Origin of the sequence: Sutterella sp. KLE1602 (assembly GCF_001578585.1) — a bacterium.
Taxonomy (GTDB): Bacteria; Pseudomonadota; Gammaproteobacteria; order Burkholderiales; family Burkholderiaceae_F; genus Sutterella; species Sutterella wadsworthensis_A.
Map to the genome: position 1 here is coordinate 1 of NZ_KQ968578.1, position 23,011 is coordinate 23,011.

The window sequence follows — 23,011 nt, forward strand, 5'->3', positions numbered from 1 at the left end:
TATCGGTTCGTTGAATTCTGATTTTTAAAGAACAACGCTCCTAAGAGCACAGAATTGAGAGCTTACCAACTCATCAACTCTTTGTCAAATTTATTCGCTGATGACTTGGCGTCGTCAGCGAAGGATTGGAATTAAACACGACTCCGGCACGTTTGTCAAACATTTGCGTCAAAATCCGTATTACTACCTAGAAAACCTCCTCAGGCCATCATTCCCCGTCACCCGATCTTTCGCCGCGCATGGACTTCGACCGCATTTGGAGGTATCTTCTTCTGGACCATTCCGGAGGCGCCCGCGCGCCTCTTCAACAACCACCACCTTCATGACTCATCTCAAGCCCATTGCAGTGCTCGCTCTGATTCTTGCCGCCACGCTCGAGATGCGCGGTCCGATCACGGCCGTAGGCCCGCTCGCAGGGCGCCTTACCTCCGAGCTCGGCCTCTCCGCCTCCGAATACGGCCTTGCGGCCGCCCTTCCGGTTGCGGCCTTCGGGCTCTTCTCGTTCGCCGCCCCGGACGCAGCCCGCCGCTTCGGACTCTACGGCGCCGTCATCGTCTTTCTCGGCGTGCTTGCCGCCGGCGGATTCGTGCGCACGGCGCCGAGCTATCCCGCGCTCCTTCTCGGCACGCTTCTCATCGGCGTGGGCATCGCCGCCCTCAACGTCCTCATGCCCGTCGTGGTCAAGACGCAGAACGAGGCGAAGACAGGTGCGCTCCTCGAGATCTACACGGGCGTCGTCGGCCTTTCGGGCTCGATCGGCGCACTCACCTCGCATCCGCTTGCGGCCCTCACGGACTTCACCCAGTCGGCCTTCCTCGCGTGGGCCGCCTTCGGCGCCGTCGTCCTCGCCCTCTGGCTCGCAGCCTTCGGCCGCTCGTCGGGCCCCTCCGCCATGCTCCTTCGCGCCCCATCCCTCAGGCGCCATCCCGGCGCATGGGCCGTCACGGCCGTCATGGGGCTGCAGTCGCTCCTCATATATACAGTCGCCGCGTGGCTCCCGCCCTATCTCCAGACACAGGGCGTCAGCGCCGACGCCGCAGGCGCTGCCCTCGCCCTCTATCTCGTCTCGGGCCTCCCCGCCTCCATCCTCACCGACCGCTTCATGAAGCACTGCGGTTCCGAATGGGCCTCAGAAGCCCTCATGTCCCTCTCCTATCTCGCAGGCCTCTGGTTCTGGACGCTTGGCGGCCCCTGGATCTTCCTCGGCAGCATCCTTGCGGGCGCCCCTCAGGGCTCCATGCTCTCCGTCGCCTTCATCCTGATGGCAAGGAAGACGCGCTCCTCGGCCCACATGCTCGGACTCTCGGCGCTCAGCCAAGGCGTGGGCTACCTCGGCGCGGGCCTCGGTCCCCTCGTCTTCGCCGCGCTCCTCCCCGCAGGCTGGGGCGCCTCGCTCTCCTTCGTCGGATTCATCATCGTCCTCTGGGCCCTCGCAGGCCTTGCGGCTTCCCGCTTTTCGGAAATCCATCCATAAGGATGATCCGTCCGCCCTAAGCCTGCGTTTTCTGTACACTGTCAGCGCCCGGGCGAATCCTCCTGATCCGTCCCGAATCCATTCATCTTCAATACGGTCCGCCTCATCATGTCCCCAATCGAGAAGCTCAGCAGCACCCCGAACCCCGCCGTGCTTCTGCTTGACTTCGAATCCGCTCCAGCCGGACTCGAGGAGTCGCTCGCCGCGACGCTTCCCGAGGCGACCCGCAGCCGCATCACGGCCTTCTGCCACCCCGTGCGCCGCCGCCAGACCCGCTGGGGCCGCATTCTCGCAAGCGCCGCCGCGCGCATTCTCGACGCCGAACTCGTCGAGGAGCCGCCCTACGCTCCCTATCTTCTCAAGGACGGACGCCGCACCGCGCTCTGCATCGCCCACACGGGCACGAGCATTGCGCTCGGCATCGCCTCCGTCAAGGATCCCGTCATGGGACTCGACCTTGAGACGATGCGCCCCGTGCGCAGCATCGAGGGCATGTCCCGCATGAGCTTCGGCGAGGCCGCCTCCGCCATCGTGCGCCAGTGCGCCGAGAGCGGCGACTCGGAACCCTTCTTCCGCGCCTGGGGCATGAAGGAGTCCGAAATCAAGCTCAACCGCGGCGGCTCGGGCTGGCGCCTCACGCTCGACGAAGAAAGCCGTCCCGTCGTCCTCGATCCCGAGGGGCGCCCCGTCCTCGCCACGCACGCCGCCTTCGGCAGCCTGCGCCTCACCGTCCTCACAGGCGCATGCGCGCCCGTCATCGGACGCGTCACCCCCGCCGACATCTCCCGCACGCTGCTCTGAAAGCCTCCGTCGCCGCCTGCGCCCCATTCGATTTCAGGCAAATGGTTTGAGGTTGCAACTGATGCCTTGCGGGCGCGCCACATGGGCTACACTCATGAATTGGCCGGGCCCTGCGTCCGGCACGTGTTCATCACTCCGAAGGATATACGCCGTGCGCCGTTCATTGACCGCCGTTCTGGCGCTTTCACTCTGCTCCGCCTCCGCGCTCGCCGCCGACACGCTCAGGATCGACATCAAGGGACTTGACGGTGATCTGGCGGCCAACGCCCGCGCCTGGGTCGAACCACTCGAGAAGGCAGGCTACACCGATACGCCCGCCGCCCGCATGAACGTCGACAAGGCCGTCAGGCTCTCCCTGCGCGCACTCGGCTACTACCAGCCCGCGGTCTCCATGACGGTCAAGGACAAGCGTAGTCTCGAGATCACGGTCGTTCCGGGCGAGCCCGTTCTCATTTCCGACGTCGACGTGCACGTCACGGGCCCGGGCGCCGACGAGCGCGTCTTCAAGTTTCTTCAGAAGCGCCGCGTCCCCAAGAAGGGCGACGTGCTCAACCACGCCAAGTACGAGGAGTTCAAGAGCTCCCTCACGAACGCGGCCCTGCAGCTCGGCTACTTCGACGCAGAATTCGTCAAGAGCCAGCTCGGCGTCTCCATTCCTCTTCGCGAGGCCGTCTGGTCCATCGACTACGAGACCGGCGAGCGCTGGCGTTTCGGCGACGTGACCTTCTCGGGCTCGCAGATCGACGAGGAGCTTCTTCGCAACATGACGCCCTTCAAGAAGGGCGACTACTACAACGCCGACGTGCTCGGCGACTTCAACCAGAAGCTCGCCTCCGTGGGATGGTTCAAGTCCGCAGTCGTCGCGCCCGACTTCCAGGCCGCGCGCGATGCGGGCACGACCGAGCTGCCGATGAACTGCGACGTCACGCCCCGCGCGGCCAATATCTTCGAAGTCGGTCTCGGCTACGCCACCGACACGGGCCCGCGCGCCAAGTTCGGCTGGAAGAAGCCATGGATCAACAGCCGCGGCCACAGCCTCTCGTCCTCGACCGAGGTCTCCTCGGACGAGCAACTCGTCGACCTCTCCTACAAGATTCCCGTCGTCGCCAATCCGCTTGAGGAATACTGGCTCGCCCAAGGCGCCATGAAGCGAGACGTCGTCAACGACACGGACTCCAACAACATGACGCTCGGGCTCTCGCGCAACTGGGAGTTCTCCACGGGCTGGCAACGCTCGATCGGCGTCCACTGGATGTTCGACTCGTTCACGCAGGCAGGCGTCTCGAGCAACACCATGCTCGTCTATCCCAGCATCAGCTTCTCGCGCACCCGCAGCAGGGGCGGCATGATGCCCTACTGGGGCGACACCCAGCGCTACAGCATCGACACGGGCACCCATTATCTCGGCAGCGACGTCGACTTCATCATCATGCAGGCCCACGGCACGCTCATCCGCACGCCCTGGCGCGGACACCGCTTCGTCGTGCGCGGCAGCGCGGGCAAGATCAAGACGAACGACTTCGACGAAGTCCCGCCCGACCTGCGATTCTTCGCGGGCGGCGACCGCTCCGTGCGCGGCTACAAGTACGAGTCCATCTCGCCGCGCGACAGCGAGGGACGCCTCACGGGCGCATCCTGCATGGTGACGGGCAGCATCGAATATCAGTACAACCTCACGGGCAAGTGGTGGACGGCCGTCTTCTTCGACGTGGGCGAAGCCAGCAACAGCTTCGCGAGCTTCGACTGGAAGCGTGGCGCCGGCGTCGGCATCCGCTGGAACTCCCCCGTGGGTCCCGTCAAGCTTGACGTCGCCAAACCCGTCGCCGCAGACGCCGGCGAGGACGACGGTCTCCAGTTCTACATCGGTCTCGGAGCTGAACTATGAGACGTTCGGCCAAAGTTCTTCTCAGCGCCGGCGGCGTTCTCGTGCTGACGGCCGCGGGCCTCGCATGGCTCGTCGCCACGCCGTCGGGCCAGCAGATGCTGCTTCGCACGGCCCTTCCCCTCGTGCCCGGCCTCAAGGCGGGCTCGATCGAGGGCGGCTTCTTCGACCTCACGATCACAGACCTCTCCTACGAGATGCCGGGCCTCACTGCAGGCGCCGACCGCATCACGCTGAGGCTCGACCGGGACGCGCTCCTCTCCGAGCGCCGCATCGCCGTTACGAAGCTCGAGATCCTGCACCCGCACGGCGTACTCGACTCCGCATCGCTGCCGCCCTCCGACCCGTCCGCCCCCTCCGCCGATACGGGCCCCGTCACCATGCCGTGGCCCGTATCGCTCGACAACGCCGAAATCACGAGCCTCGACTTCACCGCCGACGGCACGAAGGTGACGCTAGCCTACTTCGGCGCCTCCGCCTCCTGGATCGGAGAGGCGCTCTCCGTCAAACCCCTTCGCATCCGCTCGCTTGCGGTCGCGCTGCCCAGCTCCGAGAAGACAGCCGAGGAAAGGGCCGAAGAGGACAGGAAGGTTGCCGAGCGTCGCGCAGCCGAGATCAAGGCCAAGTTCGAGGCCCGAAAGCCCGTGATCACGTTCGACGCGACCGAGCTCAACAAAATGTTCGCCGACCTCTTCTCGAAGCCGCTCCTCACAGAGCTGCCCGAGGTGAGTCTTCCCTTCTCGCTCGACGTCTCCGAATTCGAGGCCACCAACCTCAAGCTTGCGGGCGCCTCGCCCGTCGTCATCGACGAACTCAGGCTCGACGCCTCCATGAAGGCGAGCGAAGTCGAGATCCGCCGCCTCGACCTGAAGATGCCCGAAGCCACGGGCTCCCTCAAGGGGCGCGCACGTCTCTCGGGCAAGTGGCCGCTCGACCTTCGTGCGAACACCAGGCTCTCCGTCGCGCCCGTGCGCGGCGAGAAGGCCGACGTGACGCTCGTGGGCGAGGTCATGGGCAAGGTTTCGCTTGCGGCCGTGGCCGAAGGTCCCGTGCCCGCCAAGTTCCTGCTTGCGGCCGATCCCGCCACTGCGGGCCTCCCGTTCTCCGTGACGCTCGTCTCCCCCAGCCTCAAGCTACCGCTCAAAGGTGCAAACCCTGCCGACCTGATCTCGCTCTCCGCCTTCAGCCTGCGCATGTCGGGCGACGTCCGCAACTGGAAGCTCGATGCAGGACTTGGCGTCAAGGCGCCGGGCACTCCGTCCGCCACCGCCGGCCTCAAGGGCCGCGGCACCCTCACCTCGCTCACGCTCGACGAGCTCACCGCGAAGACTGCGGGCGGTACGGGCCGCGTCACTGGCGAGATCACATGGGTCGACGCGCTCCGCTGGCGCGGCGACATGAAGCTCGCAAACCTCGACGTCTCCCACTTTGCGCCCTCCGTCAAGGCCGTCCTCTCGGGCAGCTCCCGCACGTCGGGCCGCATCGACAAGAAGGGCTGGTCGGTCGAGCTTCCCGAATTCGACGTCAAGGGCAGGATCGATAACGCCGCCCTCGACGTTCACGGCTCCGCCATCGCGCAGAGCCCCATGAAGGTCTACGTCCCCGACGTGAGCGTCTCGCTCGACGCCAATAAACTCACGGGCCGCGCCATGCTCGACGGCAAGAACATCAAGGCCGACATCAAGGTGGACGCGCCCGATCTGGGCAGAAACATGAAGGAGCTCGCAGGCAGCGCCTCGGGCTTCGTGACGATCGGCGGCACGCTCTCCGAGCCCGTCGCCAAGGCCGACCTCACGGCCACGGGCCTTCGCTACGGCGACGACGTCAGGCTCGAGGCCCTGATGCTTCGCGGCGACATCTCCGCAAAGCCCTCTGGCGAAGTCGGCGGCTCGATGATGCTGCACGCCTCGAACGGCGCCCTCTCCGAGAGCCTCGTCCTTCATGACATCGTCGCTAGGCTCGAGGGCACCGACCGAAAGCACGAGCTCACGGTGAATCTCTCAGGCGAGCCCGTCAACGCCGAACTCAAGCTTGCGGGCGCCTTCGACACGAAGTCCCTCGTCTGGAAGGGCACGCTCTCAAACGGCACCGTCTCGACGCCGATCGGCAGCTGGCATCAGGACAAGGCCGCGTGCCTCGTCTACAAGGCCTCAAGCTCCGAGGCGGTGCTCGAACCTCACTGCTGGGTCGGCAAGCCGGGCGACGTCTGCATCGACGACAAGCTGCGCGCAGGCGAAAAGGGCTCGGCCACCCTCAGACTGCGCAAGTGGGAACTTGACGTCCTCAAGCCCTGGCTGCCGCCGCTCACCACGGTGGCAGGCACCGTCAACGGTACCGCCAAGGCGAAGTGGGACCTCTCCTCGGGCAGCCTGCCTGAAATCGATGCGCTCGTCGACGCGGGCGGCATGACCGTCACGCAGACGACGGGCGAGGAGCCCCTCGTCGTGCATCTCGACACCGTCAGCCTCAAGGCGCGCACCGACAAGTCGCGCGCCTCAGCCGAGCTCGACGTGAAGATCCGCGACAACGCCGACCTCAAGGCAACGGTCGCCGTGATCGATCCCGCCAAAACCCGCAGGCTAGACGGCCGCATCCTCTTCAACGGCGGCGACCTGTCGATCGTCAACACCCTGATCGGTTCGGACGAAAAGGTCGAGGGCAGGCTCAACGTCGACGTGGCGCTCTCGGGCACGCTGCTCAAGCCGCTCCTCAACGGCGGCATCGCGCTCACGGACGCAAGGGTCTCCGAAGGCGCCGTGCCCCTCGTCATGAAGCCCTCGAACATCCGGATCGACTTCGCGGGCGACACGTCCACGCTTGAAGGCCGCCTCGAGACGAGCCAGGGCGCGCTCGACCTTGCGGGCGACGCGCAGTGGCGCGACATGGCGCACCCGACGGCGAACGTGCATGCCTCAGGCAGCGGCATCCTCATCACGGTTCCCCCGTACGCCAAGGTCACCGTCTCGCCCGACGTCTCGCTTGCGGCCTCGTCCGAGCGCGTGACGCTCAACGGCAGGATCGAGGTGCCCGCCGCGCAGATCACGGTGGCGGATCTTCCCGCCACAGCCACGGGCGTCTCGTCTGACGAAGTGCTCCTTGACCGCCACATGAAGCCCAAGGTCTCGAAGACCGCCACGATTCCGATCGACAGCAACATCGTGGTGCACATGGGCGATCAGATCTTCATCGACGCCTTCGGCCTCAAGGCGAAACTCTCGGGCGACCTCAAGGTGACGCAGGACGCCAGGCGCGGCCTCGGCCTCAACGGCCAGGTCAACGTCGACGACGGGCGTTTCCACGCCTACGGCCAGGACCTCATCGTGCGCACGGGTCACGTGATCTTCGCGGGGCCGCCCAGCCGTCCGCAGCTCAACATCGAAGCCATCCGCAATCCCGAGGCGATCGAGGACGACGTGACGGCGGGCATCCGCGTCACGGGCAACGCCATGCGCCCGAAGGTGACGGTGTTCTCCGAACCCGCACTCTCCCAGCAGCAGGCCCTCTCCTATCTGCTTCGCGGACAGGGGCTCGACACGTCGAGCGACGACAACTCGATGATCACTTCGGCGCTTGTGGGGCTCGGCGTCTCGCAGACGGGCAGGATCATCGGCGCGATCGGCAATGCGGTGGGCATCAAGGATCTCGGCGTCGACACGGCGGGCGTGGGCGAAAGCTCGCAGGTCGTCGTGTCGGGCTACATCCTCCCCGGCCTTCAGCTCAAGTACGGCGTGGGCATCTTCGACTCGCTCGCGACCATCACGCTGCGCTACCGCCTGATGCCGCGCCTTTACCTCGAAGCCGCCTCGGGCGTCAATCAGGCGTTCGACGTGCTCTACAGCTTCGAGTACTGACGACTGAACGCATCGAGGGCGCCTTCCTTTCGGAAGACGCCCTCGATTGTTCTTGAGCTTATGGACTCGACCGCAGGTTCCGGTTCCTCACCGGGAGGCCTGCGGGCAGGATTCACGACTTAGAGGTCGGCGTTCTGCGTGCGCTTGGCGGGACCCTTGTAGCCTTCGGTTTCGATGAAGGCGGTGTCCATGGCGGCGACGCGCTTGCCGTCGACGTAGGTGTGGAGCCAGATGTCATAGTTCGCGCCGGCGAGCATGTTCTGGGCGAGGCCCTTCTGCGTGAACGTGAAGACCATGTCCTTCAGACCGTCGCCGTCAACGTCGCGGGCTTCCGCCTTGACCGGCTGGGCGAGCTTCTGACTCATCGTGATCTTGTTGCCAATGGAGGCGCGGCCCACACCGCCCCAGGTCTGCTTCGGATCGGCCTTCGTGGCGTCGAGCTTGCCGCTCGAGAAGAGAACCACTTCAACCTTTTCGTCGCTCTTCGGATTGATGCTGTCGGCCATGACGGCGAGCGTCCACGGAGCCTTTTCCTCAAGCTTTTCAGCAACGGCGGCCTGGGCTTCGTTCAGCATGCGGACGTTGTAGGCATGCAGATATTCGACGGCCTTTTCCTTGGAGACCTTGAGAAGAGTCTTGGCATGAGCGGTGACGGCAGGAACATCCTTTTCCCAGCCGGCTTCAAGCTTCTCGACGAAGGCGCGAACATCCTTCTGGTCCTGACGCTGGAAGTCGTACGTATTGGCGGCGGCGACAAACGTCGTGACCGGCCATTCAGAGCGCCAGCCGAAGTATTCCGGCGTGCCCTTGAAGTGTTCGGCCGTGGCCTTGTCCCAGCTCATGAAGGCCGTGCCTTCGGCCGGACGAGCGAGCGGATAGAACGGGATGTACGGGGATTCGCACGGACGAGCAAGTGCGCGATAGCCGGTGATGAGGAGCGGATTGGCGTTCATTTCGAACACTTCGGACTCATGCGTCGTGGCGCGGCAGATGCCGAGGCTGTTCGTATGCGTCCACTGGGCATCCTGTTCCTGGATGTCGTGTTCGTGCGTGCGCAGCAGGTCCTTCACGTCGTCAACCGTCCACTTCTTCGTGGCGACGGCGGAGTACGGGAACTGTTCCGGATCCGTGATGTTCTTGCCGATGATCTTGTTCCAGGCGAGGTTGTTGCGGCTGGAGTTGTAGTCGGCGGAGCGGCGTTCGGCCGGAGCGACGGCAACGCGGTAGTTGAAGTCGCTGTAGACGCCTTCCTTGGCGGGCTTGTAGCGACCGTTCTTGATGGCGCGCTCGATCATGCCCGGAGCAACGATGACGTTCTTGGTGTCAGTTGCGTCAACCTTGTCCATCATGAAGTTGTTCGGAATGTAGATAATTTCATTGTCCTGCACGCGCCTTGCGACCCACGTATTGCCCTGATGAATGGCCAGCTGCCAGGCTTCGTTCGGGTCAGCGATCGTATAAGTGCGGCCTTCCGAGAAGTAGCCGTACTTGCCGAGAAGCTCGATGGCGATGTCGACGGCGTGACGGGCGCTCGTGGCGCGCTCGGCCATCAGGCGGCGGATGCCGTAGCCGATGCCGCCATCCTTGGTCGGCATGATGTCGTCCTTGTAGATGCCCGTGCAGGCATTCGTGACGATCGTGACGCCGTTTTCATTGACGAAGCCGTCGGAGAAGGAGGCGCCGGTCGGATCGAAGGTCTGCGACCAGAAGAAGCCGAAGGTCTTTTCAACCTGCGGAATGGAGGCGGCAGCCTCTTCAAACTTGATCATTTCGCCGGCCTTGTGAGTGGCAGCCGGGACCCAGTGCTGAGCAGTCAGAATGCGGCCGCCGTTGTCCTCATTGTGGCCCACGAGAATGTTGCCCGTGGCGCTGGCGTCCTTGCCGACGATGACCGTCGAGCAGGCGGAGGCGTTGAAGGCCATGGAGCCCATGGCGGCACCGATCGCGAGAACGGCAAGCTTGGTCTTGAAGTTCATTTGATTCTCCTCAAAAGATTCAACTGCCGCGACGAAGTGGTCCTGTGTCGCTTAAAAGCAGTTGAGCAGCAAGTTTACGCATGGTCCTCATTCCTTACCAGAGAGTTTTTCCTTAGCGAGCAACCCCTAGAACTTTCGTTCTAAGGGGAAACCCTATTGTCGCTCGAACCCTGGTGCAGCAAATGACGCTCCCCGTTCCGAAATCTTCAGAGCTTCCTGACCCGGACAGCGAAGCAGCGGAGCGCCGCCCCGATCTTGATGGCCTTCTTCTCCTGCTTGAAGTTGCCAATCCCGGTTTCCTTCACGGAATGGAGGACGCACTCGAGGCAGCTCATCCGGACGGCCCGCAGGCATATGGACGTCCCCTATCAGGTCGTCGACCTCGGAAAGGCGGCTTGTGGACATGGACGCCAGAAAATGGCTCTCAGGAACGCCGTGAACAGAAAGCGCGTACCTTAATCATCGGCTCCATTAATTTATTTCTGCAACAACCTTTGAGTAAGTTGAGCGAAATATTTATTTCATGAGATTGAGTTTCCAGCCCCTCTTTTCCGAGCCAAAAAAAGGGAAAGCCCCGGAAAAAGGCTTTCCCAAAATGACGCGGCTCTTTGTTTGGGGACCAGAGCCGCGATCCCACTAGACTGCGTTTGAATTGCTGATGCGGCCTCAGGCAGCCTTCGCACCTCTTGCGAGCGCATCGATCTGCTCCTCGAGGAGCGAGGCGATCTCGTAATGGTTGACGAGTTCGCGGAGCACCAGGAGGTAGGAGAGATGGAACTCGCAGCAGCGGATGGTCATCGAACCGCGGGGCTGGGCCTCCATCAGGCGGCGCTGAAGATCCTCGATGCGGGTGATGACGTCAGCCGCCCTGTTGCGAAGCGCCGTAACGTCGGCATGATCCTCACGGGCGTTGACGAGCGTGCGGATGTCCGCGACGAGCGTGCCGATGTCGTTCGTGATCTCGTTGCTGCCAACGCGGTGGCGGTTGGCCACGTGGTCGCGGGCAAGCTTGGCGAGGTTCTGCAGAGAGCGGCTCACCTCTCGGGTATTGGTGCAGGCGCGCAGATAGAGGTAGCGGGCATCGAAGTCGGCCTTGGAAGGCGCGGCCTCGGCGGCGACCATGCGGTAGTAGACGCTGCGGGCCTCGATGGCGTCCTCGAAGACGTCGGTGGCGCTCGCCTTGACCTTCGTGAGCTCGCGCTCACGATCGGCCGTGAAGTTCTCATGAATGCGCGAGAGCACCCGGAGCGTTTCGGAGAGGCTCTTCTGCACGTGCTTCGAGAGAAGCTGGCCCACGTAGGCGGCGTCGTAGACGGATCGGCTTTCGTCGGAGAGCGTCACGTCGTCCTCGCGGGTCTTGAGGTTGGAGCGCACGAGGAGGAAGATCGCGCCGAAGCCGAGGATGATGGCGGCGGCCTCACCGCCCCAGAAGACGAGCACGGCGACGACGGCGGCGAGCGAGCTCGCGGAGAGCGCGGTCAGGAACCAGCCCGAAATCACGGTGAGCACGCCCGAGATGCGGTAAACGGCGGACTCTCGGTCCCAGGCGCCGTCGGCGAAGCTCGAGCCCATGGCGACCATGAAGGTCACGTAGGTGGTCGAGAGCGGCAGCTTGAGGCTCGTGGCGGAGGCGATCAGGATGGCGGAGACGATCAGGTTGATCGAGGCGCGCACGTAGTCGAAGGGCAGCGGAATCTCGCCCTTGACGACGGGGAGCGGCTCGAAGCGGGAGGCGATGCCCCTCTGCATCGGCATCGGGATGATCTGGCTGATCACCTTGCCGAGCCCCATGGCGCCGCGCACGATCATGCGGCCGGGCGCGGAGGCGCCGAACTGTTCCTGCGTGCCGGAGCGGCTCGAAGAAAGGTTGATGGAGGTCTGGATGACGCGGTGGGCCTTCTTGGAGAACCAGAGCGTGAGAACCATCACGAAGCCCGAAAGGAGCAGGAAGGCGGTCGGAGCCGTGGAAGGCTTCAAAAGGCCGCCCATCATGAAGGCGTTGTCGGCGGCACCCGAGGCCTGCCATTCCTTCCAGCTGTCCCAGGCGGCGAGCGGCACGCCCACGAAGTTCACGAGGTCGTTGCCCGCAAAGGCGAACGCGAGGGAGAACGTACCCGCCAGAATGATGATCTTGAAGATGTTGACGCGGAAGACCGTGATGAACACCTGGAAGAGCACCGTCAGGCCCGTGAAGAGCGAGAAGAGGATGACGGCCGTGTTGGCGTTGATCCACTGGATCCACTCGGGACGCATGAAGCTCGCGCCCTTGGCGCCCTTCATCACGAGGAAGTAGATGATGGCCGTGAGCGCGATGCCGCCGTAGATGGCGCCGATGCGTCGGTAGGCCTTCTCGAACTTGAAGGTGAAGACGAGGCGGGCGAGGTACTGCACGACGGCGCCCGAAATGAAGGCGACGACGACGGAGATCAGAATTCCCGAGACGATGCCGAGCGACTTGCTCGAATTGATGTAGTCGGCGACGTCGGAGAGCGGAGCGCCCGCGTCGATGAGCTTGAAGAGCGCGGCGGCAAAGGCGGCGCCCATGAGCTCGAACACGATCGAGACCGTGGTCGACGTCGGGAGACCGAGCGAATTGAAGGCGTCAAGCAGGATGACGTCCGCTACCATGACAGCGAAAAACACGATCATCAGCTCGGAGAAGGTGAAGAGCTGAGGATGGAAGACGCCGGAGCGGGCGATCTCCATCATGCCCGAGGAGAACGTCGCGCCCGCGAGCACGCCGATCGAGGCGACCCAGAGCGTCGTGCGGAAGGAGGAGATGCGGCAGCCGAGGGCCGAATTCAGAAAGTTGACGGCGTCGTTCGAGACGCCGACGAAAAGGTCAATGACTGCGATGACCCCGAGGAAGGCCAGCAACACCAGATAGTATTGTTCCATGTCAGATGTAAGCGTTGGTAAGACAACGCCCGCATTCTGACCGCTCCGCGTGACGGCTTCGTGACGGAATTATGACAATTTGATGACAGACGTCATATTCGACACTATCTCCTGCGCCGCGAGCGTCCTCAGGCGGCGCCGTTCTTCCCGGGACCGTCACTCGCACTGTCATTTCAGCCCGTTCATCTCATTTGTGTGACACGACGGCATTCACGGTTCCCGAACGCAGAATCGCCCGCCTTTCGTTTGAAAGGCGGGCGAACTGCATCCTCAGCACGACCGTTTGAGGGCGGTCACCCCTTGACTTGTTTTGACCTGGTCTTTTTAGAGAAGGGTCAGGAAGCGCGAGAGCATGCGCACGCGGTTTTCGATCGTGTCGACGCGGAGGTATTCTCGTTCTGAGTGGAAGCAGCCGCCGGCAGGGGCAACGCCGTCAACGACGGGGGTGCCAGCCTGGGCGATGCGGTTGGCGTCGGAACCGCCGCCGGCATCGACCCAGCCCGCTTCAAAGCCTTCGAGGCGGGCGGCTTCGTTGATGAGCTCGACGAGTTCGCGCGTCTTTTCCGTGCAGGGCATGGCCGGGGAGACGGAGGCGCGGCGGGCGTCGACGGTGATGCCCTCGCCCCAGTTCATGGCGGCGAGTTTTTCAATGCCTTCGTCGATCTCGCGGCCGTCCTCGTCGTTCCAGCGACGGGTGTCGATGCGAATGGAGCAGGTTTCGGGAACCGTGTTGCAGACCGTGCCGCCTTGGATGACGCCGACGGTCACGCTCGTGCCCTTGCCTTCGAGGTCCTGGAGCTTGGTGACTTCGATTGTGAACCTGGCGGCGGCGAGAATGGCGGAGCGGCCGTCCTGCGGGTTGTTGCCTGCGTGGGCGGCAACGCCGTGGAAGGTGACGTCCCAGACGGAGCGACCCTTGCGGGAGCGCACGAAGGCGCCGCTGGCGCGGCCCGGTTCGGAGACGACGGCGCGCCTGGCCTTCTTGGCCATCGTGGCGAGCCATTCGCGGGAGGAGAGCGAACTCACTTCTTCGTCGGGGTTGTAGCAGACGGCGATGGCGAGACGGTCGAGGTCTTCCTTGCGGGCGTTCTTGAGGGCGTGGAAGATGGCGATGACGCCGGCCTTGCAGTCGGCGCAGCCCGGGCCGTAGACCGTGCCGTCCTCGACGCGGAACGGACGCTGGGCGACGGTGCCATCAGGGTAGACCGTGTCGAGATGGGCGTTGAACATGATGTCGAACTTTTCAGCGCCCGGCTTGTTCGTGGCGAAGAGACCGCGGCCGGCCTTGTCGCCGAGGTCGACGAGTTCGGTGGCGAAGCCGATTTCGTCATAGTGGCGCTTCATGATTTCGGCGACGCGCGTGACGCCGTCGCAGGTGTTGCTGCCGCAGTCGATGTTGACGACTTCTTCGAGGTCCTTCAGATAGGTTTCAAGCATTCGCTCTCTCCGCTTGGTGATTCGGTTGTTGGTCCGTGAACGGGCATGTGGTCCGCCCGTCCGATGGGAGAGATTGTGGATCAAAACGAATCGCCCCGCCTTGTACCTTGGTTCAAGCGGGGCACACGATGCATTTTCGGGAGAGTCGGACTCCCCATTCTCAGTCGTCGGTGAAGTCCCTGTCCTCGGGCGCCTTCTGGTCCTCGGCGAGTTCGCCGATGGCGGAGAGGTAGTGGTGGAGTTCAAGTGCGGAGCGCACCTCGAGCTTGCGGCAGGCGTTCGAGCGGTGGATCTTGACGGTGTGCTCCTGGATGTCGAGCTCGGCCGCGATCTGCTTGTTGAGCATGTCTCGGGCGACGAGCCTGACGACGAGCTGCTCGCGCTCGGTGAGCATGGCGAAGCGCTCGCGCTTTCGTTCGACGTCGATCGCCTCGCGGCGGTGCGCGATGTTCTTGATGATCATGCGCCTGACGCTCTCGCGAAGCTTCGCGGGCTCGACGGGCTTTTCGCAGAAGTCCTCGGCACCACGCTTGAGGGTCGAGACCGCCATGCTGATGTCGCCGTGGCCAGAGAGAAAGAGGATCGGCAGGTCGATTCCCCTGCGAGTCATCTCCTCCTGGAGCTCAAGCCCGCTCATGCCGGGCATGCGCACGTCAAGCACGAGGCATCCGGGGTGTCTCAGATCGTCCCTCGCGAGGAACTCCTCGGCGCTCTCGTAGGCGACGGCGTTGATGCCGCCCATGCGGAGCATGAAGGCCTCGGAGTTGCGTACGGTCTCCTCGTCGTCGATGATACGCGCGAGCGGCGAGTAGAGATCGGGATTGGGCATGCTGGTGAACATGATTCTAGTGACTCCTATGCGGCTTCGGCGGTCCTGACCTGCGGAAGCGAAAGCGAGACGACGAGGCCCCGGGGCTCGGCGCGTCTGAAAGTGAGGCGCCCCCTGTGGCGTTCGGCGATGACGCGGCAGATCGAGAGTCCGAGGCCGAGGCCCTCGAACTTCTCACTCGTAACAGGATGCGAGAGCTCGGCGAACTTCTTGTCGTCGAGCGGCAGGCCGTTGTCCTCGACCTCGAGCACCCAGCGCGGGTTGTTTTCGACGCTGAGGTCAGCCTTGAGGCGCAGCCTGATCTCGGGGTGCTCCACACTGCCCGACTGTAGCGCGTGGAGCGCGTTCTTCAAGGTGTTGACGACGAAGAGCTCGAGTTCGAGTGGATCCCCCTCGATGGGAGCCGCATCGACGAGGTCGGCCGAGACCCGGACGGACGAGCTTGCGGCGCCCGAACGGAAGGTGGAGTACGCCGACTTCACGACGGCGCAGAAGTCGATCTCGCGCTGCAGGCCCTCCTTCTGCCTGGCATAGCTGCGCACGCGCTCGACGATGCTCGAGACGCGCTCGGCCTGACGCCCGATCTCGCGGGTCGCTTCATCGATGACGGGGTCGTGCCCCTTGCCGCCGAGATAAAGCGAAAGTCCGTCGGCGTAGTTGATGAGGGAGGCGACGGGCTGCCTTAGCTCGTGTGCGATCATGCTCGAGAGTTCCGAGACGATGCCCGCGCGCTCGAGCTGCGAGAGGCGCTCGCGGTCGCGCCTCGCATGGTCCTCAAGTGCGTCCTTCTCGTCGATCACCTTGACGAGCGCCTTCGTGCGGCGCGCGACGATCTTGCTCACCGACACACTGTAGAGCATCGAGGCGGCGAGGATGAGAAATCCGAGGACGAGCGCGTACTTGTAGCGCTCCTCGACCACCGAGAACCTGGCGTCGGACGCCTTGTTCGTGGGCGCATAAGCGAACTTCTCCGCCACGCGGCGCACGTTCCTGTAGTCGTTGGCGAGCGTCCACCTGTAACCCGACTCGGGGACGGGCATCGAGTAGACTGCGGCCGCGATGCGGCGCCTGACGTCCTCGGGCACGTAGGTCTGGGCGGCGAGCGCAAGGCCTGGAAAGAGCTCGGTGGAGCTCACGCAGGCGAGCCCCTGCTGCGACTTCTCACCTACGACGCGCAGGCTGCCCGGCTCCACCAGTCCCGCAGCCGTCAAGGTCTCAAGCTCGCACACGCGCAGAATCCCCACGTCGGCGTCACGCTCGAGTACGGCCCGAGCAACGGACAGGCCCGAGGCCCCGAGGAAGGTCGTCTTGCCGAAGAAGTTCTTCGGATACTGCGAAACGTTGGCCACTTCGTCGAGCGCCGTGATCCAGCCGTCGAAGGACGCCATGCCCGCGGCCGCCACGAAGGCGGTCCTCAGATCGGAGACCTGGTTGTAGCGGGTGTCGTCCGCCCTCACCACGAAGACGGAGCCCGCGGCCCTCTCGGGATCGGTCGCCTGCGGAGGCTTCAGGGTCGAGATCCACTCGACGCCTGCGCCCATGTCGGAGAGATAGATGTAGTAGCCGCTCGTGACGAGAAAGAGGTCGACCTCGTGGCTCACAACAGCGGTCTGCAGGTCGAACGGCGCGTACTTGTGAAGCGTCACGCTGACGTCTGCGCCGCCCTTGCCCGCGCCCCTGAGGCTCTCCTCAAGACGGGCCGCAAGGGACTCCATGAAGCTCGAACCCTGTCCGAGATCGAGTGGATCGGCGTAGCCGATGCGAAGCGAGCCGTCGAAGTGCCTCACGACCTTCGCGGGCGTCTCGATGGCGATGGAGGCGTCCTCCTGCACGCCCGCTTCGGGCGTGGCGGCGCGTGCCGTGCTGAGTAGAAGTGCCGCCAGAAGGGCGAGCATTGCTGATGGGCGCATGAGTGTGTGGCCTTGAGGACCCGGCATGCGTTCAGGCCGGGTCGTTCTGATGTTCTTGTGCGGTGAATGCCGACGGGAATTTTCCAATTATGCGCATTCGGCACGATCGCGACCAGAGGAGGTTCCCGAAAGGGCGCGCGCAGAACCTAAGAAAAGGCGGGCGCACCGTACAGGGCGTCCGCCGAGAAGAAAAGCAGCCGGCAGGAGAACCCGGCCGCTTTGAGAGGAAATCGATGTGTTTCAAATCGATGTATTTCGAGGTTCCGGCTTAGTTCAGGATGATGGTCATGACAACCATCACGATCAGACCGCCCGTCATCGGGATCGCCGTGCGGCGAACCAGAGCGAAGGGGCTGATGCCCGAGCAGCCTGCCACGGCCACGACCACGGCGGTAATCGGAGACATCACGCGGGCAAGCCCCGTCGAGAGCTGCATCGGCATGAGAAGCAGGATGGTCGAGACGCCGAACTGCTGTGCGAAGTCGGGAACGAGCGGAGCGAAGGCGAAGAACGGAGCGTTGCCGGAGCCCATCACGACGCAGGAGATCGAGATGAAGGACACGACGACGATCATGATGGCGTAGGCCGGAAGGCCGAGGTTCTGCGTGCCGGCGATGAGGTAGTCGATCGTGCCGGTGGCGATGAGGCCCTTGGCGAAGAGTTCGCCCGCGACGATGAGGGTGATCACCGTGGCGAACTGGCGGCCCATCATGTGGAAGAATTCAAAGCCGGTATTGAGTACGTCCTTGACGGCCTTGCGGGCGAGTTCGCAGCATAGGGCGACCGTGAAGGAGATGAACATGGCGGTCGGAACGTCGAGCTTGACCGTGTCGATCACGAAGCGGTTGAAGACGATGAGCAGGACGAGCGGGATCATCGGCAGGAGACCGTACCAGGCGGGAGCGCCCTTGACGTCGATCTTTTCCTGCTTGGCGGTGGCTTCGTCGACCTCGTTGGCCTTGTCGCCGTCCTTGGCGTCAAAGTAGCGCTGCGTGAAGAAGTGCAGGGCGGCGACGGCGATCGTCACGACGATGCCGACGGGGATCTGGTACTCGACGAAGTAGGTCATCGTGTCCATGCCGGCCACCTGGGCGGCGTAGTTCGCGGCACCGGAGGTCGGCCCCATGTCAAGACAGGAGACCGTGGCGATGACGGCGGCGGCGGAGAGGCGGGAGGCGCCGAGACGCACGAGGACCGGGTAGATCGTGACCATCAGGAGCATCGCGAGGCCGGATGCGGACGGGATGAAGAGGTCGGCGATCGCGCCGATGATGTAGGCGAGCGAGAGCACGAAGTACGGCGAGCGGAAGATGCGCAGCGGCCTGCAGAGGTAGTCGGCCATGATGGCGGAGGCGCCGATCATGGACATGTACTTGGAGTAGCCGGCAGCCGACATGATCAGCAGACCGATGCCTGCGGTGCGACTCGACATCAGCGACGTGATGCACTTGAAGAGGTCGAAGCCGATGAAGCCCGTGCTGGCGACGCCCTTCGGAAGGATCTGGGCGCCGTTGGGCAGAAGCCCGAACGCGTCCATGGCGATCGAGCAGACGAGAAGCGTGAGGCCGCCGAAGAAGAGCACGAACTGTGCCTTCATCTTCTTGAGCAGGATGACCACCACCATGATGGTGACCAGAAGAGAAATGATGACGCCGACCATGGCTGACGTTCCTTTTGGTTTGTGTTGGTTCTTTTGGGTCCGGGTTGGAGGTCCGCCGACCTCCCGCCGCAGGTCACGGCGGGAGGCGGAAAGGGAGCGGACTGTGAGGGATTCTGAACCAAGCAGGACGCATGCACCATGTACCAAGGTTCAAGGACGAGGATTTTTTCGGCGTTCATAATGGTTCCGCATCGGGGAACGGCGCCCCTGGACACAGCCACTGTCCGGAACGCGTTCCCCTGCTTCGACCACAACGCGTCCTCTCCCGGCAACAGCCTCCGTCCGGGTTCGGGCGCCCCCTGCAAACCGAGGGGCCACCATTCGATTCGTCAAAGGAGAATCTTCCATGGACAAGAAAGCCGCACTGCTCGAACGCTTCATGCGCTATGCAGCCATTTCCACCCAGAGCAATCTGAAGGCCGGCTGCGTGCCGAGCAACCCGCGTGAATTCGAACTCGCCGAAATGCTCGCCGGCGAACTTCGTGAAATGGGCCTTGAAGGCGTTGAAGTCGACGAACATGCCATCGTCTACTCGAAGCTTCCCTCCAACCTGCCCGAAGGCACGAAGGCTCCGGTGATCGGCTGGGTCGTCCACATGGACACCGTCGACGTCGGCCTCTCCCCCGACGTCCACCCGCAGGTCGTCAAGAACTACCAGGGCGGCGACATCTGCCTCAACAAGGAAAAGGACATCTGGCTCAAGACGGCCGAACATCCTGAAATCGAACGCTACGTGGGCGACGACATCGTTGTCTCCGACGGCACGTCCGTGCTTGGCGCCGACGACAAGTCCGCCATCGCCAACGTCATGACGGCCCTCTCCATCGTCACGAGCCAAAACCGTCCGCACGGCGACATCCACATCGTCTTCGTTCCCGACGAAGAGCTCGGCGAACAGGGCGCCCGCAAGATGGACTTCTCCAAGTTCCCCGTCGACTTCGCCTACACGATCGACTGCTGCGAACTCGGCGAAGTGGTCTGGGAAACGTTCAATGCCGGCAACGCCAAGCTGACGGTCAAGGGCGTCACGGCCCACCCGATGTCCTCCAAGGGCGTCCTCGTCAACCCGATCCTCGTCGTGCACGACTTCATCAACATGCTCGACCGCGCCGAAACGCCGGAATGCACCGAAAACCGCGAGGGATTCGTGGTCCTCAAGACGATGCAGGCCAACCCGAGCCAGGCCGTCCTCACGATGAAGGTCCGCGACCACAACAAGGCCCTCTACGAACGCAAGAAGGAAAAGCTCGTGCGCGCCGCCGAGTACCTCCGCTTCCGTCACCCGAAGGCCGGGATCGAAATCGAGCTCTCCGACTCCTACGCCAACATCGCCGACGCCGTGCGCGACGACAACCGCGTGGGCATCGACTACCTCTATGACGCCCTCGCCACGGCCGGCGTCGAGCCCAAGACCACCGCCATGCGCGGCGGCACGGACGGCTCCTACCTCTCCGTCAAGGGCATCCTCACGCCGAACTACTTCACCGGCGCCCACAACTTCCACAGCAACTGCGAGTTCCTGCCGATGAAGTCCTGGGAAAAGAGCCTTGAAGTCACGCTCGCCATCATCGATCTGACGGCGAAGAACGCCCGCGGCTGATCTCTGCAAATGAAGTGAACACGAAGCGGCCCTGCTGTCATGCACAGCAGGGCCGCTTTCCGTTCAGAAGGTCTTCCTCCTTCGCCAACACGAGCAGCAGATGGAGGGCATGCTTCTCAACGACCTCCTGCCCGTCGACATGCGTCTTGCGCGCATCATCGACACGCTCTTCAGGGCGCGCGGCGAGTCCCTCTCCGAGCGCCTCAAGCCCGTGCCCGTTCCCGTGACGGTCCTGCAACTCGCAGAAATGGTGCATGCGGACCGCGCCTTCCTGAGCAGGATCCTCTCGAAGTGGCGTGAGGCGGAGTGCTTCGAGCGCAAGGGCAGGCGGCTCCTCTTCTCGCGGGCGATCTTCGACATCTGTTTGTGTCTTGAGGGCCGGGAGCGCCTGGTCCGTGCTCCTCATCCCTGACATCGAGTCTAGGCGGGTCCGAAGGCCCCCTCTGTGACAAAGGTCACAAAGACGTTTTTTTTTGCCCAGACCCGCCCCGCAGCCTTCCATAGACGGATCACCCTAAGCAAACCACCTGATGCACAAGCGAAGCCTTCCACGCTATACTATATCCGTTATGAATACGCAGATCCTCCTTCCGACCCCTTCCGCTCACCATCACCTTTGGTGGCGCTCCTTCTCTTTCTAGAGCGGGTCGGGCGAGCTTTGCCCAAATTCCAGTCCAAAAGACCCGCACTCCCGCGGGTCTTTTTGCATCAGGCGCACAGAAGCCCCGGGACGACGGACAAGACACAACGAAAACGTCCACAGAGGTTTCAACATGTTCCAAAGGCTCAACGAGCGCGCAAGGTCCTGCAGCAGACGATGGCAAAAGGAAGACATCCGACTCCGATCCGTCCTCCGACAACCATCACCCGACAGGCACCCGACATGACAACGCTTCGATTCCACGGCTCCGCCGCCGTTCTCCTTCTTCCGCTCGCGCTCTTCGTGGCCGTCACGGCCAGGCTCTTCATCTCCGAAGCCGCCTTCGACCTCACGGGCCTCGCCGCCGCAGGCGTCCTCACGCTCTTCTCGGGCTCGCTCCTCGCGAAGGCCCCGTCCGAATACTGGAAGGCCGCCGTGCGCGGAGCCTCGTCCGAGCTGACGGGCACGGTCGTGCTCATCCTGATCGCCTCGGGCATCTTCTCCGCCATGATGAAGGCCTCAGGCGTCGCCGACGGGCTGGTCTTCCTCGGAGGAATGCTGCACCTCACGGGCCACGCCTTCACGGTCTTCGTGCTCCTAGCCTCTTCCCTGATGGCCGCCGCGACGGGCTCATCCATCGGCACGCTCCTCGCCGCCATGCCGATCTTCTTCCCTGCGGGCGTCGCGCTCGGTGCGGATCCCGCCATGCTCGCGGGCGCCGTGCTCTCGGGCGCCATCTTCGGCGACAACCTCGCACCCGTCTCCGACGTCACCGTCATCTCGTCGGTCACGCAGCGCTTTCGCGACGGCACACCCGCCGACATTGCGGGAGTCGTGCGCACCAGGCTTCCCTACGCCATGACCGCACTTGCCGTTTCCATGCCCGTCTACGCCTTCATGGGCGCTTCCCGCCCTGTCTCCGAGGCGGCGCTCTCCGGCGATGCGTCCGCCCTTCTGATGCTCGTCCCCGTCGCCGTCCTCATTGCCGTTGCGGTCAGGACCCGCGACGTGCTGATGGCGATCTCGGCGGGCGCCGTGACGGGCACGGCCACGGGGCTTCTCATCGGCCGCCTCAGCTTCGCCACAATCTTCGCGGCCGACGACGGCAGGCTCTCGGGCTTTCTCATCTCGGGCATCAGCAACGTCTCGCCCATCATCCTGCTGTGCGTCACGCTCTTCGCCTTCACGGGCATCGTACGCGAGGCGGGCGTGCCCGACATGATGGCGAAGGCCCTTGAAGCGGGTTCGGCGGGCCGCCCCTCCGCACTTCGCACCGAGCTCTTTCTCTCGGCCGCCACGCTCGTCGTGACGACGCTCTTTGCAGCCGTCACCTCCGCCTCCGTCGCACTCGTCGGCTCTCTCACCGACGACATCGGCCGCGCCTCGAACGTGCACCCGTACCGCCGCTCGCACATCCTCTCGGGCCTAGCGAACAGCCTTCCCGTCCTGATGCCGTTCTCGGCCTTCGTGCTCATCACGATGGCCGCCGTCTCGGGACTCGAGGGCGCGGCTGCCGTCACGCCCTTCACGCTCATGACCGCCGCCTTCTACCCGATCGCGCTCTTCCTCGTCTTCGGCTTCATGGTGCTCACGGGCACGGGCCGCATGATGGAAACGCCCGCACCCGAAGCTGCAGAGGCCAAGACTGCAACCGCCCTCTGAATAACGCCAGACATTCAGGATTGACAAACAGGAAACAGACGATGACATCTGACGACACGTTCGAACTCTACGACCTCGAGGTCACCGTTGAAGGCGACGAAAAGGACTTCGTCTGCCGCCACCATGCGGGACACGCGTTCAGGGTGGAAGGCGAGGACCTCGTCTTTCCCGAGGGCGGACGCTTCTCGATGTATGCGCTCGCGGCGCTCATCCCGCTACTGCCCGCCAAGGAACGCCCCACCTCCCCGAACGACTGGATGACGACCGATGCGCTCATCGCCTGTCCCGATCCCAACTGCGGAGCAAAGTTCAGAATCCGACGGACCGCAAAACGCATCCTCTCGCACGCCGAATGCACCGTCGTGCCGCTGGGCGAAAAGGCCTGAGCGGT

At 63.8% G+C, this 23,011-nt stretch carries 15 protein-coding genes; 9 read left to right on the plus strand and 6 right to left on the minus strand.

Annotated features, from left to right (window positions below; translation table 11 throughout):
* The first annotated feature begins 322 nt into the window (after window positions 1–322).
* The 4 genes from HMPREF3036_RS10580 to HMPREF3036_RS10595 all read left to right on the plus strand — a co-directional run bounded on the left by HMPREF3036_RS10580 (window position 323) and on the right by HMPREF3036_RS10595 (window position 8,008).
* A complete protein-coding gene (locus tag HMPREF3036_RS10580) occupies window positions 323–1,474 on the plus strand; it encodes an MFS transporter (protein ID WP_062334305.1) in 1,152 nt (383 codons plus the stop codon).
* Window positions 1,475–1,582: 108 nt separating this feature from the next.
* On the plus strand, window positions 1,583–2,275 hold the full coding sequence (locus HMPREF3036_RS10585; RefSeq protein WP_062334308.1) for a 4'-phosphopantetheinyl transferase family protein: 693 nt from the start codon (window positions 1,583–1,585) through the stop codon (window positions 2,273–2,275).
* A gap of 151 nt (window positions 2,276–2,426) precedes the next feature.
* A complete protein-coding gene (locus HMPREF3036_RS10590; protein WP_062334311.1) occupies window positions 2,427–4,160 on the plus strand; it encodes an autotransporter assembly complex protein TamA in 1,734 nt (577 codons plus the stop codon).
* Complete coding sequence (locus HMPREF3036_RS10595) at window positions 4,157–8,008, plus strand: autotransporter assembly complex protein TamB (protein ID WP_062334314.1); 3,852 nt, start codon at window positions 4,157–4,159, stop codon at window positions 8,006–8,008. Before HMPREF3036_RS10590 ends, HMPREF3036_RS10595 begins: the two co-directional genes overlap by 4 nt.
* 119 nt (window positions 8,009–8,127) lie before the next feature.
* Here HMPREF3036_RS10595 and HMPREF3036_RS10600 read toward each other — a convergent pair whose 3' ends face one another.
* Entirely contained in the window at window positions 8,128–9,984 is a 1,857-nt protein-coding gene (locus HMPREF3036_RS10600; RefSeq protein ID WP_062334317.1) for a C69 family dipeptidase, read from the minus strand.
* A 182-nt stretch (window positions 9,985–10,166) separates the two neighbouring features.
* Between HMPREF3036_RS10600 and HMPREF3036_RS11990 the strand changes: the two genes are divergently transcribed.
* Window positions 10,167–10,511, plus strand: coding sequence for a hypothetical protein (locus HMPREF3036_RS11990; RefSeq protein ID WP_156469821.1), 345 nt, complete (start codon window positions 10,167–10,169; stop codon window positions 10,509–10,511).
* A gap of 139 nt (window positions 10,512–10,650) precedes the next feature.
* Here the strand turns inward: HMPREF3036_RS11990 and HMPREF3036_RS10605 are convergent, their stop codons facing one another.
* From HMPREF3036_RS10605 to dcuC, 5 genes are all read right to left on the minus strand, one after another.
* Window positions 10,651–12,882: an inorganic phosphate transporter gene (locus HMPREF3036_RS10605; RefSeq protein ID WP_062334320.1), complete on the minus strand. Its 2,232-nt coding sequence runs from the start codon at window positions 12,880–12,882 to the stop codon at window positions 10,651–10,653.
* Window positions 12,883–13,206: 324 nt separating this feature from the next.
* The gene (locus tag HMPREF3036_RS10610) at window positions 13,207–14,319 is read right to left on the minus strand and encodes a M20 family metallopeptidase (protein ID WP_062334323.1); all 1,113 of its coding nucleotides are present in this window, start codon (window positions 14,317–14,319) and stop codon (window positions 13,207–13,209) included.
* Between the two features lie 160 nt (window positions 14,320–14,479).
* A complete protein-coding gene (locus tag HMPREF3036_RS10615) occupies window positions 14,480–15,160 on the minus strand; it encodes a response regulator transcription factor (RefSeq protein WP_231853629.1) in 681 nt (226 codons plus the stop codon).
* 14 nt (window positions 15,161–15,174) lie between these two features.
* Complete coding sequence (locus HMPREF3036_RS10620; RefSeq protein ID WP_197457981.1) at window positions 15,175–17,058, minus strand: sensor histidine kinase; 1,884 nt, start codon at window positions 17,056–17,058, stop codon at window positions 15,175–15,177.
* 268 nt (window positions 17,059–17,326) lie between these two features.
* Complete coding sequence (dcuC, locus tag HMPREF3036_RS10625; protein WP_062334331.1) at window positions 17,327–18,718, minus strand: C4-dicarboxylate transporter DcuC; 1,392 nt, start codon at window positions 18,716–18,718, stop codon at window positions 17,327–17,329.
* A gap of 346 nt (window positions 18,719–19,064) precedes the next feature.
* Between dcuC and pepT the strand changes: the two genes are divergently transcribed.
* The 4 genes from pepT to HMPREF3036_RS10645 all read left to right on the plus strand — a co-directional run bounded on the left by pepT (window position 19,065) and on the right by HMPREF3036_RS10645 (window position 23,006).
* Window positions 19,065–20,318, plus strand: coding sequence for a peptidase T (gene pepT / locus HMPREF3036_RS10630; RefSeq protein WP_062334334.1), 1,254 nt, complete (start codon window positions 19,065–19,067; stop codon window positions 20,316–20,318).
* 109 nt (window positions 20,319–20,427) lie between these two features.
* The gene (locus tag HMPREF3036_RS10635; RefSeq protein ID WP_197457982.1) at window positions 20,428–20,730 is read left to right on the plus strand and encodes a helix-turn-helix domain-containing protein; all 303 of its coding nucleotides are present in this window, start codon (window positions 20,428–20,430) and stop codon (window positions 20,728–20,730) included.
* A gap of 471 nt (window positions 20,731–21,201) precedes the next feature.
* Window positions 21,202–22,620 carry a Na+/H+ antiporter NhaC family protein gene (locus HMPREF3036_RS10640; protein ID WP_062334341.1) on the plus strand — a complete coding sequence of 473 codons (1,419 nt, stop codon included), beginning with the start codon at window positions 21,202–21,204 and terminating at the stop codon, window positions 22,618–22,620.
* A gap of 41 nt (window positions 22,621–22,661) precedes the next feature.
* Entirely contained in the window at window positions 22,662–23,006 is a 345-nt protein-coding gene (locus HMPREF3036_RS10645) for a TIGR04076 family protein (protein ID WP_005436294.1), read from the plus strand.
* Window positions 23,007–23,011 lie beyond the last annotated feature (5 nt).

Coding starts and splice junctions, on each gene's coding strand:
- pepT (WP_062334334.1), top strand. CDS start 19,065: ATGGACAAGAAAGCCGCACTGCTCGAACGCTTCATGCGCTATGCAGCC.
- HMPREF3036_RS11990 (WP_156469821.1), top strand. CDS start 10,167: ATGACGCTCCCCGTTCCGAAATCTTCAGAGCTTCCTGACCCGGACAGC.
- dcuC (WP_062334331.1), bottom strand. CDS start 18,718: ATGGTCGGCGTCATCATTTCTCTTCTGGTCACCATCATGGTGGTGGTC.
- HMPREF3036_RS10595 (WP_062334314.1), top strand. CDS start 4,157: ATGAGACGTTCGGCCAAAGTTCTTCTCAGCGCCGGCGGCGTTCTCGTG.
- HMPREF3036_RS10645 (WP_005436294.1), top strand. CDS start 22,662: ATGACATCTGACGACACGTTCGAACTCTACGACCTCGAGGTCACCGTT.
- HMPREF3036_RS10620 (WP_197457981.1), bottom strand. CDS start 17,058: ATGCGCCCATCAGCAATGCTCGCCCTTCTGGCGGCACTTCTACTCAGC.
- HMPREF3036_RS10585 (WP_062334308.1), top strand. CDS start 1,583: ATGTCCCCAATCGAGAAGCTCAGCAGCACCCCGAACCCCGCCGTGCTT.
- HMPREF3036_RS10605 (WP_062334320.1), bottom strand. CDS start 12,882: ATGGAACAATACTATCTGGTGTTGCTGGCCTTCCTCGGGGTCATCGCA.
- HMPREF3036_RS10640 (WP_062334341.1), top strand. CDS start 21,202: ATGACAACGCTTCGATTCCACGGCTCCGCCGCCGTTCTCCTTCTTCCG.
- HMPREF3036_RS10635 (WP_197457982.1), top strand. CDS start 20,428: ATGCTTCTCAACGACCTCCTGCCCGTCGACATGCGTCTTGCGCGCATC.
- HMPREF3036_RS10600 (WP_062334317.1), bottom strand. CDS start 9,984: ATGAACTTCAAGACCAAGCTTGCCGTTCTCGCGATCGGTGCCGCCATG.
- HMPREF3036_RS10615 (WP_231853629.1), bottom strand. CDS start 15,160: ATGTTCACCAGCATGCCCAATCCCGATCTCTACTCGCCGCTCGCGCGT.
- HMPREF3036_RS10580 (WP_062334305.1), top strand. CDS start 323: ATGACTCATCTCAAGCCCATTGCAGTGCTCGCTCTGATTCTTGCCGCC.
- HMPREF3036_RS10610 (WP_062334323.1), bottom strand. CDS start 14,319: ATGCTTGAAACCTATCTGAAGGACCTCGAAGAAGTCGTCAACATCGAC.